This is a genomic window from Caulobacter sp. Root1455 (genome assembly GCF_001426905.1).
In the GTDB taxonomy this organism is placed as follows: Bacteria; Pseudomonadota; Alphaproteobacteria; order Caulobacterales; family Caulobacteraceae; genus Caulobacter.
This window is the reverse complement of record NZ_LMFQ01000023.1, coordinates 284,803-300,463: the sequence shown is the minus strand read 5'-3', so window position 1 is coordinate 300,463 and position 15,661 is coordinate 284,803. Positions and strand designations below refer to the sequence as shown.

Genomic DNA, 15,661 nt, shown 5'->3' with positions numbered 1-15,661 from the left:
ATGAACGCCCACGCCGTGGACACGACGCCCGCCCTGGCCGACGCCCTGGAAACCGCGATCCGGATCGACCTGGCCGTCGCCTATCGGCTGGCGGCGCTGTTCGGCTGAGACGACCTGGTCTTCACCACATCTTGGCCCGCGCGCCGGGGCCGGAGCACCACTTCCTGATCAATCCATACGGCTGGATGCTCGAGAAGATCACGGCCTCGTCGCTGGTCAAGGTCGACCTGCACGGCAAGGTGGTCGGTCCGACCAAGGCGATGGTCAATCCCGCCGGCTTCACCATCCATTCAGCGATGCACGCCGCGCGAACTGGTCTGGCCGGGCCTGCTGCGGCGCCTGGACCGCCAGAACCCCGGCTACGCCGCCTGATCCGGCCGACGGAGTCGACTCCGTCCTGATCATCGCCGCCTCGACGCCGGGGGGTCCACCGTTCATCCTGTCGGCCAGGTCGGCCGCGCCCTCTCGACGCGTCGGACTTGAAAATCCGTTCGGCGACCCGCGCCGGCAGTCTTGGAGGGAAGTCCGTGGCCTACGGCGACTATCAGAACGAGATCTATTTCAAGGGTCTGCACGGCGTGAAGCCGACCTGGCCCGTGGATTTCGCCACGCTGGAGCAGAGAGCCGTCGCGGCCTTGCCGCCGTCGGTGCTGTCCTATGTGCAGGGCGGCTGCGGCGACGAGTTCACCCAGAACCACAACGCCCACGCGTTCCGGCGCTGGGGCCTGATCCCCCGCATGATGGTCGACTGCACGCGCCGGGATCTGTCGGTGAACCTGTTCGGACTGACGCTGCCGACGCCGCTGTTCATGGCGCCGATCGGCGTGATCGGCCTGTGCGCCCAGGACGGCCATGGCGACATCGCCACCGCCCAGGCGGCGGCCGCCACCGGCGTGCCGATGGTCGCCTCGACCCTGACCAACGATCCGATGGAAGCGGTCGCCGCCGCGATGGGCGACACGCCCGGCTTCTTCCAGCTCTACACGCCCAAGGACAAGGGCGTGGCCGAAAGCCTGGTGCGCCGGGCCGAGGCGGCGGGTTTCAAGGGCATCGTCGTGACGCTGGACACCTGGATCACGGGCTGGCGGCCGCGCGACCTCAACGACGCCAACTTCCCGCAGCTGCGCGGCCACGCCCTGGCCAACTACTTCTCGGATCCGGCCTTCCGCGCCCTGTTGGCCAAGCCGCCGGAAGAAGATCTGCCCAGCGCCGTGATGACCTGGGCCCAGACCTTCGGCAAGCCGCTGACCTGGGCCGACCTGCCGTGGTTGCGCTCGCTGACCAAGCTGCCGCTGATCCTCAAGGGCGTCTGCCACCCGGACGACGCCCGCCGGGCCATCGACGGCGGCGTCGACGGGATCTACTGCTCCAACCACGGCGGACGTCAGGCCAATGGCGGCGTGGCGGCGATCGACCTGCTGCCGGCGGTGGTCGAGGCCAGCGGCGACGTGCCGGTGCTGTTCGACTCCGGGGTCCGTTCGGGCAGCGACGTGGTCAAGGCGCTGGCCCTGGGCGCGACGGCTGTCGGGGTCGGGCGGCCCTATGCCTACGGCGCGGCGCTCGGCGGCGCGGCGGGCGTCGCCCATGTCCTGCGCAGCCTGTTGGCCGAGGCCGACCTGCTGATGGCGGTCGACGGCTATCCGACCATCGCCGACCTCAAGGCCGCCGGGCTGGTCCGCGCGGACTGAGGTCGTCGTCGCTTTATATCATCCAACGCATCAATTAATTGCATCCAATTAATTGACCGTCGTGATCCAATTCTCCTATGGTTTGATGCCCGGGTCCGCCCGAGGACAAAACAAAAACGGGGAGGATGCGTGATGACGACCAGTCGAAGGATTCTGGCGTGCGGCGCCGCGGCGGCCGCTCTGGCCGGCGCCGGCCAGGCGATGGCCCAGACCGCGCAAGTCGCGCGGGCGGGGGCGCCGGAAGGCGTTTCGCTCGACGAAATCGTCGTCACCGCGCAACGGCGCAGCGAGCGCCTGCAGGACGTGCCGGTGACGGTGACGGCCTTCGGCGCGGAGGAAGTGCGGCAGGCGCGGATCCGGGAGATCGACGATGTCGCCACCCGGACGCCCGGTCTGAACTTCGACGCCTTTCCGGCCTCGCAGCCGCGCATCGCCATTCGCGGCATCGGCTCGTCCGATCGCGGCGCGGCGGGCGATCCCAGCTCGGCGGTGTTCCTGGACGAGATCTATCTGGGCCGTCCGGCCGCCGTGGCTTTCGACGCCTTCGACGTCTCGCGCATCGAGGTGTTGAAGGGGCCGCAGGGCACGCTCTATGGCCGCAACGTCGTGGGCGGGGCGATCAATGTCGTCACCAACCGTCCCGATTTCGACCGGGTCGAGGCCGCGGGCGAGGTGACGGCCGGCAACTACGAGCGTCTGGAAGGCGCCGGCTACGTCAACGCGCCGTTCGCCGACGGCAAGGCGGCGTTCCGGGCCAGCGGCAGCTGGCGAACCCATGACGGCTACGTCAAGAACACCTTCACCGGCGGCCGGGTCGAGGACCAGGACACCCGCAGCGGCCGTCTGCAGCTGGCCGTCCAGCCGAAGGAAGCCCTCCGCCTGCTGGTGACCGTCGACGGCACGCGCGACCGCGGCGCCGGACCCGGCCAGCACGTGCTTGATCTCGACGAGACCGATCCGCTGTCGGCGTTCTGGACCGTCGACCGTGACCGCAAGCACACCGCCGGCTCGACGGACGGCTATCAGAACCGCGACACCTGGGGCGTGCGCGGCCAGATGGACTGGGACCTGTCGTTCGCCACCCTGACCTATCTGGGGGCCTACCGGGATCTCGACTATCACGTCGCCTATGATTTCGACGGCGGCAATCCGAGCACCAACTTCATCGACATCTCGGGCGGCAATGACGAGGACAGCCGCTTCTCCAGCCACGAAGTGCGGCTGAGCGCCTTGCCCGACAGCCGCGTCCAGTGGGTCGCCGGCGTCTACAAGTACGACAGCAAGACCCTGCGCGACGACATCTTGCGGTTGGACATCGGCGGCCAGGGCACGGAGATCTACGCCCAGGACGCCAGGCTCGACAGCTACGCGGTGTTCGGCGACATCACCGTTCCGGTCGCCGACACGGTCTCGCTGATCGGCGGCCTGCGCTACTCCAAGGACAAGAAGGACTATCGGGTCTCCAACACCGAGGGAGACTCGGTGTTCCGTGCCGGGGAGGTCTTCGACGTCAGCGTTTCGGGAACCTATGACGCGGTGACCTATCGCGCCGGGGCCAACTATCAGCCGGCCGAGGATCGGCTCTACTACGTGATGGTCTCGAAGGGCTTCAAGAGCGGCGGGTTCCAGGACACGCCCAGCTCGGCCAAGGACGCCGCCGACGGCTTCGAGCCGGAATACGCCACCCAGTACGAGGTGGGGCAGAAGAGCACGTTCCTGAACGGCGCCCTGACCTGGAACAACACGATCTACGTGCTGAAATACAGCGACCTGCAGACGCGGCGCACCGTGGGCTTCGCCACGATCACCGACAACGCCGGCAAGGCCACGATCAAGGGCTACGAGACCTATCTGAGCTGGCGGCCGTTCGCCCACGCCCGCCTCGTGGCCAGCTACGGCTACACCGACGCGCGCTTCGACGCGTTCATGCCCGAGCCCGGGGTGGACTATGCCGGCAACCGCATCTCGCGCACGCCCAAGCACAAGGTGGTGCTGTCGCCGTCCTACGATCTCCCCTTGGGCGATCGCGGCGAGCTGCGGTTCGCCGTCGACTACCGCTACGAGAGCCACATCTACGACGACAATTCCAACACCGGTCCCGAGCAGCGCCCGGCGACCAACTTCCTCGACGGCCGCATCGTCTACAGCGCGCCTTCGGACAAGCTGGCCCTGTCGCTGTGGGGCAAGAACCTGACCGACGAACTGACCCGCACCTATCAGGGCACGTTCCTGGGGGCCAATTTCGGCGCCTACAATCCTCCTCGAACCTTCGGCCTCACCCTGAGTCTGAAGATGTAGGCGCTTGGGCGGCCGGCGCCGGGCCCGTCGGCCGCTCGCTTTTCAACATGATCATGAGCCGCCGAGCTTGGGGAGCCGATGTCGCCAGGCGCTGAGCACGCGCCGCCGTCGGCCCGGATCGCGGCGTTGCGGTTGTTCTCCGCCGACCGGTCGCGTGAAGGGCGGCCAGCGCATTCGGCGATAAGTATTCGCCGGCATTTGCGCCGCAGCAATTCCTTGCAGGGGACGTTGCGCGCCATCCCGATCCGATGATCGCGGCGCGAAGCGCTTTCCGTCAGTCAACGCCAGATCGACGTGCGACAGCGCGGCCGATTACCATGAAAGGTCAAATTTGACCGATCTAGTCCAATAATCGCGCCGTCGGATGTACTTTGGTGTGATTATGGGTCACGTAAATAAAGCAAAAATTGGGCGAATATAGGTATACTGTCCTATTTTTATGCCACATTATGCACGAATATGCCGATATTTGCTGAAGATATTGTAATATATAAGGAATTTCCGATACTAGCAGTCAAGCTAATTCTATAGCCCAGCTTGTCGCTGCTCTGCAAAATCGCGAGCCATGCTTCAGGTGCGCGGATCGACGAATTGCCGCGCTTATAGGTATGCAAAATCAACTGCTTGCTGATCTAGCGTTGCTTGCGAGAGGATTTCAATTTTCGTCCGAGAAATGATTTCGTGTCGGCTAGGGCACATTTTTTCGTTCTGCCAAGCTTGTTTCCCGCGACGACATGGCGCCTTGTATTCGCACAACAGGCTGAAATTCGAAGGCTCTTGCATGGCGACGCTTGCTGAAGCTGTATGGGTATGTGCTTCATATGAACTATGGATTACTTGACTATACGGCGCCTCAGAACGTCATGTGCATAACGTAAGGTTGCGACATCTTACCGGATTCGATCCGACGATCAAAAACAACGGTCAGTAAGAGTCGATTGCGACCACGCGCGGGGAGACGCAGGGAGAGCGCAGGGTGACGTGGCGAAAATGCTGCGTTGCGATAGTTCAAGACTATAACATCTCTCAATTCTCATAAGATACTTAGGGTGGGCTCAGATTATTTAGAAATCATCAAAGCGATTTGATGATTTCTTGCGTATCGGAGGTCGCGCGGTGAATATTGGCATGACTCAAGTCGTATCAGTGAACACGAGTTTGCCTCGGATCAGCGAGGTGGTTTCTCGATGTCTCGACATTGCCGTGGCGTTGCTGGCGCTGATTTTCATCATTCCGCTGCTGGCGACGATCGCGGTCGCCATCAAGCTCGCCGACGGGGGCCCCGTGCTGTTCAGCCATCGGCGGATCGGGCGCGACGGCCAGCCGTTCGGTTGCCTGAAGTTCCGCAGCATGGTCGTGAACGCCGAGGAACGCCTGGCCAGGCTGCTGGCGGTCGATGAGTTGGCGCGCCAGGAATGGCTCAAGGACCACAAGCTGCGGGATGATCCGCGCGTCACGCCCCTGGGATCCTTCCTACGCCGATCCAGCCTCGACGAGCTGCCGCAGCTGTTCAACGTGCTGCGCGGCGAGATGAGCATCGTCGGACCGCGCCCGATCGTCCAGGCCGAGGTCGCGCGCTACGGCCGCCGCTTCGCCTCGTACTGCGCGGTGCGTCCGGGGATCACCGGCTTGTGGCAGGTCAGCGGCCGCAACGACGTCTCCTACCGCCGCCGGGTCGCGTGCGACGTCGTCTATGCGCGGCGCAAGTCGCTGGGCCGGGATGTCTTCATCATCGTCTGGACCGTGCCCGCCGTCCTCAAGGGCCAGGGCTCCTATTGAGGCCCGGTTCGCGGCGGCTTCGACCGGCCGCGCCCCACCCCCTGCTTCACTCCGCTTGGAAGGATCATGACCATGCGAGTTGCGATGATCGGCGCCGGCTATGTCGGCTTGGTGTCCGGGGCCTGTTTCGCCGATTTCGGCCATGAGGTCGTTTGCGTGGATCGCGACGCGGACAGGATCCGGCGGTTGACGGCGGGCGACATGCCCATCTTCGAGCCGGGTCTCGACGAACTGGCGATGCGCAATGTCCGCGAAGGACGGCTCGGCTTCGCCAGCGATCCGGCCGAGGCCGTCGGCCAGGCCGACGCGGTGTTCATCGCGGTCGGCACTCCGTCGCGGCGCGGCGACGGCCATGCCGACCTGTCCTATGTCTACGCCGCCGCCGAGGAGATCGCCGGCCTGATCGACGGCTTCACCGTCGTGGTCATGAAGTCGACCGTGCCGGTCGGCACCGGCGACGAGGTCGAGGCCATCATCCGGCGGGCGCGGCCCGAGGCGGACTTCGCGGTGGTGTCCAACCCGGAGTTCCTGCGCGAAGGCGCGGCCATCGAGGACTTCAAGCGTCCCGACCGGGTGGTGGTCGGCTGCGACGACCGTCGCGCCGAGGATCTGATGCGCAAGCTCTATCGCCCGCTGTTCCTCAACGAGACGCCGGAACGAGATGGCCGACCTGTGCGAAAAGGTCGGGGCCGACGTCCAGCAGGTGGCCCGGGGCATCGGCCTGGACAAGCGGATCGGCGGCAAGTTCCTCAACGCCGGTCCCGGCTACGGCGGCTCGTGCTTCCCAAAAGACACCGTCGCCCTGGCCCGCACCGCCAGCGATCATGGCGCGCCGATCCGGCTGATCGAAACCACCGTGGCGGTCAACGACGCGCGCAAGAAGGCCATGGTCGACAAGGTCGTCCGCGCGCTCGGCGGCGAGATGCGCGGCCGGACGATCGCCCTGCTGGGACTGACCTTCAAGCCCAACACCGACGACATGCGCGACGCGCCGGCCCTGGAAATCATCACCGGTCTCCAGGCCCTGGGCGCGCGGGTCCAGGGCTATGATCCGGAAGGCATGCGCGAGGCCGGCCGGCTGGTCGCCGGCGTCGATTTCCGTCCGGGGCCCTACGAGGCCGTCGAAGGGGCCGACGCGGTGGTGATCGTCACCGAATGGGATCAGTTCCGGGCGCTCGACCTGGAACGGGTCAAGGGATTGCTGCGGCGGCCCGTGGTGGTCGACCTGCGCAACATCTACCGCCCCGAGGACATGGCCGAACAGGGCTTCGCCTATGTCGGGGTGGGACGACCCCAGGGCCGGGGCTCGGAGGCGGTCGCGGCCATCGCGGCGGTGGCCTAGATGACGCGCCCCACGCCCCTGCCCGAGGCTGGCGTCTGCGTGATCGTCGCCGCCTACAACGCCCAGGCGACGATCGGCCGGGCGGTTCGGTCGGCCTTGCGGCAACAGGGGGTTTCCGAGATCTACGTCATCGACGACGCCTCGGACGACGAGACGATCGCGACGGCGGCCGCCTGCGACGACGGCGGCGGCCGCCTTGTGATCCTGCGTCAGCCCTCCAACCAGGGTCCGGCCGCCGCGCGCAATCTGGCACTGAGCCTGACCACGGCCGACTGGGTCTGCGTGCTGGACGCCGACGACTATTTCCTCCCCGGGCGCATCGCCCGGCTGCTGGCCGACGCCGGCGAGGCGGACCTGGTGGCGGACGAACTGATCCGGACCCGGGAAACCTCGCCGGCCACGATCACCCATCTCTCCACGCCCGCCGGCGACCCGCGGCGGATCGACTTCGAGGCCTTCGTGTCGGGCAATGTCAGCCGCGAGGGCCGACCGCGCCAGGAACTGGGCTTCATCAAGCCGCTGACGCGCACGGCCTTCCTGCGCCGGCACGGTCTTGTCTATGACGAGCGGTTGAGGCTGGGCGAGGACTACGAGTTCTACGCCCGCGCCCTGGCCCGGGGCGCGCGGATGGTTCTGTCGCCGCCGCGCGGCTATGTCGCCATGGAGCGCGCCGGCTCGCTGAGCGGGCGCCATTCCGAGGAAGATCTGCGCCGTCTGCGCGATTGCGACCAAGGGCTGGCGGCCCTCAGGCCCCTGAGCGCGGGCGAGCGCCAAGCGCTTCGTCGGCACGCCGCCAGCGTCGACAGCCGGCTTCAGTGGCGGCTGATGATCAACGCGGTGAAGGCGCGCGACGTGGTCGCCGCCTTGCGCACCTTCACCTCGTGGAAGGTTGGCTCCTACCTTGTCGCGCGCCTCGCCGAACAGGCCTGGCTCCGCTCCGTCGGGCGCCTGGGGGCGAAATCCGGCACGGCGCGGCCGACATCGCCTCGGCCAGCCGCCCCCCGTCTGAATCAAACCATCGCGAAGTGAACGCCATGACGATCGCCACTCACAGCCCGTCCTTCACCGCTCTACCCCCCCCCGCGCAGCGGCGCGGCCCATGAGGCGCCCAAGACGGTTTCCGAGGTCATGGATCCGCGCAAGGCGTGGCGGATGTTTCAGCGCCGGCTGCGAACGTTCATCGCCGTGGCCGCGATCGTGCTGCTGGCCGCCCTCATCCTGACCCTGACCGCGCCGCGCCTGTTCACCGCCAAGTCGCGGATCATGTTCAATCCGAGTCCCGAGCAGGTCGTCGCCTCCCAGTCCGTGGTGCCCGATCCGCCGGCGGTGTCGACGGTGATCGACACCGAGGTCGAGGTCCTGCAGTCGCGCGAACTGGCCCAGCGGGTCACCGACCAGCTGCAACTGCAGAAGGATCCGGAGTTCAACCCCTTCCTGCGCGAGCCCTCCGCGCTGGACCGCTGGCTCGCCGGCCTCGGGCCGCGCAAGCCGCCCGAGCCGCCCGCCAGCCGCGAACAGCTGGAGGCTCGGGGCCGAGGCGCGGCCACCGGCGCCGTGCAGCGCGGACTGAACATCCGGCGGTCGGGCCTGACCTACATCGTCGATGTGGGCTTCACCTCGCGCGATCCCCAGAAGGCCGCCCTGATCGCCAACGCCCTCGCCGAGGAATATCTGAACTCGCGATCCGAGGCGAAGATGTCGACCACCACCAAAGCCAACCAGTGGCTGCAGCGGCGGTTGGCCAAGCTCGAACCGGAACTGGCCGCCAAGGAGGCCGCCGTCGCCGCCTATCGCGCGCGCAACAACCTGCTCAGCGCCTCGGGCGCGACCTTGGCCGAGCAGGAGATCTCCAGCTACAACCAGCAACTGGCCGCGGCGCGGGCCGAGGAGGCCACCGAACAGGCGCGCCTCGACACCGCGCGCAGCCAGCTGGCCCGCGGTTCGCGGGGCGACGACGTGGGCGAGGCCCTGGATTCCCAGGTCATCCAGAAGCTGCGCGAGCAGCGGGCGGCGGTCAGCGCGGCCGTCGCCGATCTTCAGGGCCGTTATGGTCCCCGCCACCCCGACCTGCTCAAGGCGCAGCGGGAGCTGGGCGACATCGACCGGCAGATCGAGGAAGAAATCCACCGGGTGATGTCGAACCTCGAGGCCAAGACCCAGGTGGCGCGGCAGCGGACGAGCTCGCTCGCGGGCAGCCTGGGCGCGGCGCGCGGCGGCCTGGCCGGCGTCAACGCCGCCAGCGTGTCGCTCAACCGGCTCGAACGCGACGCCCAGGTGGCGCGCACGGACTATGAGTCGTTGCTGGCCCGCTATCGCGAAACCTCGTCTCAGGCGGCGCTGCAGGATTCCGACGCCGAACTGGTCTCGCGGGCGCGGACGTCGAACGCGCCCAGCTCGCCCAACGTGCCGATCAATATCTCGCTGGGCGTGGTGCTGGCCCTGGTCCTGGGAATCGGCGCGGTCCTGCTGGCCGAGGCGATGGACGACAGCCTGGCCACGGCGGCCGATGTCGAACGCAAGCTGAACCTGACGGCGCTCGGCTCGGTGCCGCTGCTGCGGTCGGTGTCGAGTCGCCGCGACCGCGACATGGCGCCGGCCGGGCATGTGCTGGCCAGACCCCTGTCGGTGTTCGCCGAATCCTTCCGCACGCTGCGCGCGGTCCTGCTGCACGGCGAGTTCGGCGGCGTGCGGATCGTCGCCGTGACCTCTTCCCTGCCGGGGGAGGGCAAGACCACGGTCAGCGTCTGCATGGCGCGCAGCGCGGCCCAGGCCGGCCTCAAAGTCGTGCTCGTCGATTGCGACCTTCGCCGCCGCAGCCTCAATCAGCTGCTGGGCCGTGAACCCGATGTCGGGCTGCTCGAGGTGCTGTCGGGCGCCTGCGGACTCGACCAGGCCCTGCTGCCGGACGTCTCGGGCGCCATGCTGCTGCCCACCGCCCACCGTCAGACGGTCCACCAGGACGTGTTTTCACAGCCGGCCATGGACCGGTTGCTGTCGGCGCTGTCGGCCCGCTTCGATCTGGTCCTGCTCGATACGGCGCCTGTCCTGGCCGTGGCGGACACGCGCGTGCTGGCGGCGAAGGCGGAGGTCGTCCTGCACGTGGCGCGGTGGCGCAAGACATCCGCCAACGCCGTGGACGAGGGGTTGCGCCATCTGGAGCAGTCGGGCGCGACGATCGCCGGCCTGGCCTTGACCCAGGTGGATTTCCGCAAGCAGCAGCGGTTCGGCTACGGCGACCCGGCCTTCTACTACGGCCAGTTCAAGGGGTATTACGCCAATGGCTAGGCTTTGGACCCGCCGCGCCGACCGTGGCTCAATGGGGCCTGAACACCACCCACGCCGCGGTCCAGCCCACGACGTTGAAGGCGATGATGAACGCCAGGGTCTGGCGCTTCGACCAGCGCGGCTTGGGCTTCTCCCTGGCGGCGGGAGCGGCGTCGGAGCGCTGCGCCACGACCGGACCCGGGCCCGTGTAGTTCGGTATCTTCCGCCTCAAGCCCATGATCCCGGCTTCCCATTTCGGTCCGCCCTTGGACGCCTGGCTCAACCCACGGCTCCACAGATCGGATGCCTGAATGTTTAATCCACAAAGTCGTTACGCGGAAGGACCCGGCGCCGTTCCCCGGAAGCGGCAAAGGCGCGCAGGTCGCGCCGGGAGCCTGAAGCGGTGATCGACCTCGTCGAAGAGGCCCGGCTCGGCGCCGCGGGGGCGGCCCCGCCGCGCGCGCCGCGCGTCAGCGTCCTGATGGCCAACCACAACGGCTCGGCGTTCATCGCCGACGCCCTGGCCTCGATCCAGCGCCAGACCCTGAGGGACCTGGAGGTCATCGTCGTCGATGACGGCTCACGGGACGACAGCGTGGCCATCGTTCGGCGCTTGGCCGCCCTGGATCCCCGGATCCGCCTTCTGGAGCGCGACCGCAGCGCCGGGCCGGGCGCGGCGCGCAACGCGGCCCTGGCTGTCGCCCGGGGGGACTGGGTGGCGGTGGTCGACAGCGACGACCTGATCCATCCCGAACGCTTGAAGACCTTGCTGACCAAGGCCCAGGCCGACGGCGCGGACATCGCGGTCGATGACCTGCTGATCTTTTCCGAGGACGAAACGGCGCCGCCGCGCGCCCTGCTGTCTCGGATGCTGGGCGGCGCGCCGCGCTGGATCGACCTGCCCGCCTTCGTCCGATCCAACCGATTGTTCGGACGCGAGCCGGTCCTGGGCTTCACCAAGCCGCTGATCCGGCGCGAGGCGCTGCGGCTCGCGGCGGTCGCCTACGACGAGGCGCTGCCCGTCGGCGAGGACTACGACCTGCTGGCGCGGGCGATGGCCAGGGGGCTGCGCCTGAGGGCCTATCCGGACCTGACCTATTTCTACCGCAAGCACCGCGTGTCGATCTCGCACCGGCTGGACGAGGCGCGGCTGGAGGCGATGGCCGCCAACGCCGCGCGCTATCGCGCCGAGGTCGAGGTCTCGCCGACGCTGGACGCCGCCCTGTCCGTCCGTGAACGGAGCATCACGGCCGCGCGGGGCTTTGTCCGGATCGTGGCCGATCTGAAGCGCGGCGCGATCCTGAAGGCCCTGCGGACCGGCCTGCGCTCGCCAACCAGCGCGGCGTTGCTGACCATCGTGGTCGGCGACCGTTTGACGGCGCTGGCGCGAGGTCCCGCGACGCCGCGCCGGACCTCGGCGGCCGGGCGGGTGGTGGTGTTGTCGCGCCAGAGGGTGATCGGGTCCACCAATGGCAGCTCGACCTACCTGCTGAGCTTATGCCGGGCGCTGAAGGCGCGCGGACTGTCCCTGGAGTTCCTGGGGCCCAGCCCCGGGACGTTCGGGCGCTGGCCCTGGATGCGGCTGACGCCGGAAATGGCCGTGTTCGATCGGGTGCGGGTGCGCGGCGGATGGCGGGTCGGCGACCTGCTGATCGCCCAGGACCCGGCCGTCCTGGGCTCGGCGTTGCTGACGGGGCTGGAGCGCCTGCTGGCCAAGCTGAAGCTGAAGTCCAGCGGGTGGGTCAAGCCCGCGCCCTACGCCGTCAGCGCGGCGGCCGCCGATGTCGACCGGCTCTACGTCGCCGAACGGGCGCGCGGCGCGGGGGCCATCGTGGCCGACTACGCCTTCCTGACGCCGCTGGCCCCCTACGCCCTGACGCCGGGCGCGCCCTGCTTCGTGGTCATGCACGATCTGTTCTCCAGCCGGACGGCGTCGTTCGCCGCCGTGGGGGCCACGGACTCGGTCGCCACGCTGGACCCGGAACGCGAATTCGAACTGTTGTCCCAGGCCGACGCCGTGGTCGCCATCCAGGAGACCGAAGCGGCGGCGGTCAGCGCCGCCAATCCCAACCAGAAGGTGATCGTCGCGCCGCTGGCCGCCACGCCCGTCGCCGCCGCCAGCCCCGGCGAGGGGCCGCTCCTGCTGTTCGTCGGCAGCAACACCGCGCCCAATGTCGTCGGCTTGAGATGGTTCTTCGACCAGGTCTGGCCGACCGTGAGGGCGGCGCAACCCGAAGCGGTCCTGACGGTCGCGGGCAATGTCAGCCGGGCCTTCGCCACCGTTCCGCCCGGCGTGCGGATGCTGGGACCGGTGCCGGACCTCGATCCGCTCTACGCCCGCGCCGCGGTCGTGGTCTCGCCGCTGACGACGGGTTCGGGACTGAAGATCAAGGTGATCGAGGCGCTGGGGCGCGGCAAGGCCATGGTCGCGACCTCGGTCAGCCTGCAGGGGGTGGAGGAGCTGCTGCGGTCCTGCGTCCTGCGGGCCGACGATCCCGACCTGTTCGCCGCCCATGTGGTCGGGCTGCTGGCGAGCGCCGACCGGCGCGTCGCCCAGGGCGAAGCCGCGCTCGATCGCGTTCGCCGCAGCTTCTCGCCCGAGGCCTGCTACGGCGAATTCGTCGAAGCCATCGCCGGCGATGCGTCATGAGCGAGGTCATGCTGGATCAGGCGCCGCCCGCCACGCGCGCGGTCGCGACCGTCGAGCGCGACCGCATCCAGGTCATGCGCGGCCTGGCCTGCCTGCTGCTGGTCCTGTTCCACGTCATCGGCGGCAACGCCCATGACGGCCTGCGGGTCTCCGACGACGGATGGATCCGCAAGGGGCTGGACCTGCTGCTCTACATCCGCATGCCGATCTTCGGCTTCCTGTCGGGCTATGTCTACGCGCTGCGGCCGACGGAGCGCGGCCGGCTGCTCCCGTTCCTGAGGGGCAAGGCGCGGCGATTGCTGCTGCCCCTGGCGACGACCTCCACCCTGTTCTTCCTGACCTGGAACGCCCTGGACGGCGCGCTCGTCCAGCGGCTGCCGGAGATCTGGCGGATCTATGTCTTCTCCTACGAGATCTTCTGGTTCCTGCAGGCGATGGCCTTGATCTTCGTCGGCATCGCCGCGCTCGAGGGGCTGGGACTGCTGCGTCGTCCGGCGGGCGTCGTCGCGGCGGCGGTGACCGCCTATCTGCTGGCCACCCAGTTCGAGATTGTCTCTTTTCTGTCGATCGGCGGGGCCCTTTATCTGGCGCCCTATTTCCTGCTCGGCCTCGCCGCCTGCCGCTTCAAGCCGATGGAGGCGCGCGGCGTTCCGTGGGTGGTCGCCGCGATCCTGATCTGCGCCTTCGCGCTCCACGCCTGGAAAGTGCTGACCCTGCCGCACCTCCAAAGCATCGGCCGCGTTCACCTGCTCTCCCCGCTGGTGGGCGGCGGCGCGTCCTTGCTGCTGCTGCGATACATTCCCACCGACTGGCCCGGCAGCGGCTGGCTGGCCCGCGTCGGCGATTCCTCGTTCGCGATCTTCCTCTTTCACATCTTCTTCGCGACCGCTTCGCGCCTGGCGCTGACGAAGCTGGGCGTGACGGATCTGGCGACGCTGGTCGGGGTCGGCATGGCGCTGGCGGTCGCCGGCCCGATGGCGCTGGAAGCGCTGCTGAAGCGCCACGCCGTCACGCGTCGTGTGTTTCTCGGGCTGAATTGATCCGAGGCGCGTTGGGCCTGGCGACGATCACGATCGCGGCGCCGGCCGCGCGGCCGGCCGCCTCCCTGGCCGCCCCGTCCCGCGATCGAGGATCGCCGGCGTTCGCCGAACCGGACGCGGTCGTGAGCCAGGGGCGGGCTCAAGGTCGGCTTCCGGTTCGATCGCGGCGCTCTCGCGCCAGCCCAGCCATGCGGAGAACGTCAGAAGGAACAGTTGCACCGTCATCGGGGCGAAGGGCAGGAAGACGTTCTCGACCTTGGCCCGGATGGCCAGGATCAGGAACATGGTCGCCAGGAAGGCGGCGGGGGCCGACGGCGCGACGACGGCCCGCGCGACGGACTTGACCCCGGCCAGGGCGAACAAGGCGCAGAACAGCGCCGCGCCGATCAGGCCGAAGTCCACCGCCCATTCGCGATAGGTGTCGTGGAAGTGGAAACCCTTGCCGTCGGCGACGCCCGCCCATCGCAGCAGGCCTATATTGTCCGCGCCGCCGCCCAGCCAGGCCGAGCGGAAACCATGGCCGAGCCACGGGCGTTCGGCGATCATGCGGTCGGCATGGGCCCAGAGATAGTCGCGGCCCGTGAGCCCCGGGTCCTTGTGCAGCACCGTCGTCGAAAAGTGCTGGGCCCCCTCCAAAAGGAGCGAGGAGCCGATCGCCAGCGGGATCATGGCGGCGACCAGCGCGAAAATGGCCAGGGCGCGCCAGCGAACGTTCAGCACGGCGAACGCGGACAGGCTGGCGAAGAGCAGCACGCCGAGCGCCGCGGTGATCAGGCCGCCGGCCGACTCGCCTCTCAACAGCACGAAGCTGGCGACGGACGCGCCCAGCAGACCCAGCAGGCGCACCGGCGCGGGCTGCTCGCGGTCGACCACGGCGGCGATGGCCCCGGCCAGGAGCAGCTGGGCCAGGACGGCCATTGCGTTCTTGGAGCCCAGTATGCCGATCAGCACGGGCCCGGTCGCCGAAACGCCGCGCCGTCCGTCGGCGATGCAGACCAGGCAGATGAACAGCGCGCTGAGAAAGATGATCCGCACCAGGGCCCGGGTCGACAGCGCGCCGACCACCGACATGGCGATCAGCGCCGTCAGCAGCATCTGGACGCCGTAGCGCAGGCTGACCTCGGGGGCCGTCGACCAGATGACGGAAAGGCAGGTGACCAGCGGAATGACCAGCAGCGGCCAGGCGCGCGCCAGGGTCGTCGCCAGCGTCAGCGGCCGGATGCAGATCAGCAGGGCCAGGACGCCCAGCTGCAGGATGATGTTGATCGGGCCGAGGATCGCCGTCCAGGTCAGGACCAGGGCGAGCAGGCTCAAGGCTTCGGCGGCCCAGGGCGCGTCGAGCGGGTTGCGAGCCGAGAGTTCGGAACGGATGCGGCTGATCAGGGCCATGTCGCCTCGGTCCAGGAGAGCGGTTTCACACGCGCGAAGGACCACGCGGCCGATCGCCAACATCACTCCGCTCATCGTTGGCGATCAAGAGCTGATTCGCCGCCTGAAAGCTTAACTGTATGTATATGCCATGATCGTAAGTACATCATGTGATACTGCGAGCAGTGAGAGATGATATAATCATCACTTCATCGCTTTGTCGGGCGCAAAC

The 15,661-nt window shown here is 68.2% G+C and carries 9 protein-coding genes and 2 pseudogenes; 9 read left to right on the top strand and 2 right to left on the bottom strand.

Annotated elements, in window-relative coordinates; genetic code table 11:
• From ASD21_RS17165 to ASD21_RS17135, 7 genes and pseudogenes are all read left to right on the top strand, one after another.
• A pseudogene (locus ASD21_RS17165) lies at nucleotides 1-311 on the top strand (class II aldolase/adducin family protein); the annotation flags it as partial.
• Nucleotides 312-527: 216 nt separating this feature from the next.
• Nucleotides 528-1,688: an alpha-hydroxy-acid oxidizing protein gene (locus ASD21_RS17160; RefSeq protein ID WP_056443935.1), complete on the top strand. Its 1,161-nt coding sequence runs from the start codon at nucleotides 528-530 to the stop codon at nucleotides 1,686-1,688.
• 132 nt (nucleotides 1,689-1,820) lie between these two features.
• Complete coding sequence (locus ASD21_RS17155) at nucleotides 1,821-3,986, top strand: TonB-dependent receptor (protein WP_056443932.1); 2,166 nt, start codon at nucleotides 1,821-1,823, stop codon at nucleotides 3,984-3,986.
• Nucleotides 3,987-5,102: 1,116 nt separating this feature from the next.
• Nucleotides 5,103-5,765: a sugar transferase gene (locus ASD21_RS17150; RefSeq protein WP_235524907.1), complete on the top strand. Its 663-nt coding sequence runs from the start codon at nucleotides 5,103-5,105 to the stop codon at nucleotides 5,763-5,765.
• A gap of 72 nt (nucleotides 5,766-5,837) precedes the next feature.
• Nucleotides 5,838-7,107, top strand: a pseudogene (locus ASD21_RS17145) (UDP-glucose dehydrogenase family protein).
• Complete coding sequence (locus ASD21_RS17140; RefSeq protein ID WP_056443930.1) at nucleotides 7,108-8,136, top strand: glycosyltransferase family 2 protein; 1,029 nt, start codon at nucleotides 7,108-7,110, stop codon at nucleotides 8,134-8,136.
• Nucleotides 8,137-8,259: 123 nt separating this feature from the next.
• Nucleotides 8,260-10,392, top strand: a complete 2,133-nt coding sequence (locus ASD21_RS17135) for a GumC family protein (protein ID WP_162250248.1) — start codon at nucleotides 8,260-8,262, stop codon at nucleotides 10,390-10,392.
• Nucleotides 10,393-10,420: 28 nt separating this feature from the next.
• Here ASD21_RS17135 and ASD21_RS17130 read toward each other — a convergent pair whose 3' ends face one another.
• Nucleotides 10,421-10,654: a hypothetical protein gene (locus ASD21_RS17130; protein WP_056443927.1), complete on the bottom strand. Its 234-nt coding sequence runs from the start codon at nucleotides 10,652-10,654 to the stop codon at nucleotides 10,421-10,423.
• A gap of 120 nt (nucleotides 10,655-10,774) precedes the next feature.
• On the opposite strand from ASD21_RS17130, the gene ASD21_RS17125 reads away from it, so the two are divergent.
• Together ASD21_RS17125 and ASD21_RS17120 are read left to right on the top strand one after the other, a co-directional pair.
• Nucleotides 10,775-13,021: a glycosyltransferase gene (locus tag ASD21_RS17125; protein WP_056443924.1), complete on the top strand. Its 2,247-nt coding sequence runs from the start codon at nucleotides 10,775-10,777 to the stop codon at nucleotides 13,019-13,021.
• On the top strand, nucleotides 13,018-14,061 hold the full coding sequence (locus tag ASD21_RS17120; protein WP_056443921.1) for an acyltransferase family protein: 1,044 nt from the start codon (nucleotides 13,018-13,020) through the stop codon (nucleotides 14,059-14,061). The genes ASD21_RS17125 and ASD21_RS17120 overlap by 4 nt, the downstream gene beginning before the upstream one ends.
• 27 nt (nucleotides 14,062-14,088) lie before the next feature.
• On the opposite strand, the gene ASD21_RS17115 is transcribed toward ASD21_RS17120, so the two are convergent.
• The gene (locus tag ASD21_RS17115) at nucleotides 14,089-15,450 is read right to left on the bottom strand and encodes an O-antigen ligase family protein (RefSeq protein WP_056443918.1); all 1,362 of its coding nucleotides are present in this window, start codon (nucleotides 15,448-15,450) and stop codon (nucleotides 14,089-14,091) included.
• Between the last annotated feature and the right edge of the window lie 211 nt (nucleotides 15,451-15,661).

Excerpts from the sequence above, each read along its gene's own strand:
- ASD21_RS17115 (WP_056443918.1), bottom strand. The coding sequence starts at position 15,450 with ATGGCCCTGATCAGCCGCATCCGTTCCGAACTCTCGGCTCGCAACCCG.
- ASD21_RS17120 (WP_056443921.1), top strand. The coding sequence starts at position 13,018 with ATGAGCGAGGTCATGCTGGATCAGGCGCCGCCCGCCACGCGCGCGGTC.
- ASD21_RS17135 (WP_162250248.1), top strand. The coding sequence starts at position 8,260 with ATGTTTCAGCGCCGGCTGCGAACGTTCATCGCCGTGGCCGCGATCGTG.
- ASD21_RS17140 (WP_056443930.1), top strand. The coding sequence starts at position 7,108 with ATGACGCGCCCCACGCCCCTGCCCGAGGCTGGCGTCTGCGTGATCGTC.
- ASD21_RS17155 (WP_056443932.1), top strand. The coding sequence starts at position 1,821 with ATGACGACCAGTCGAAGGATTCTGGCGTGCGGCGCCGCGGCGGCCGCT.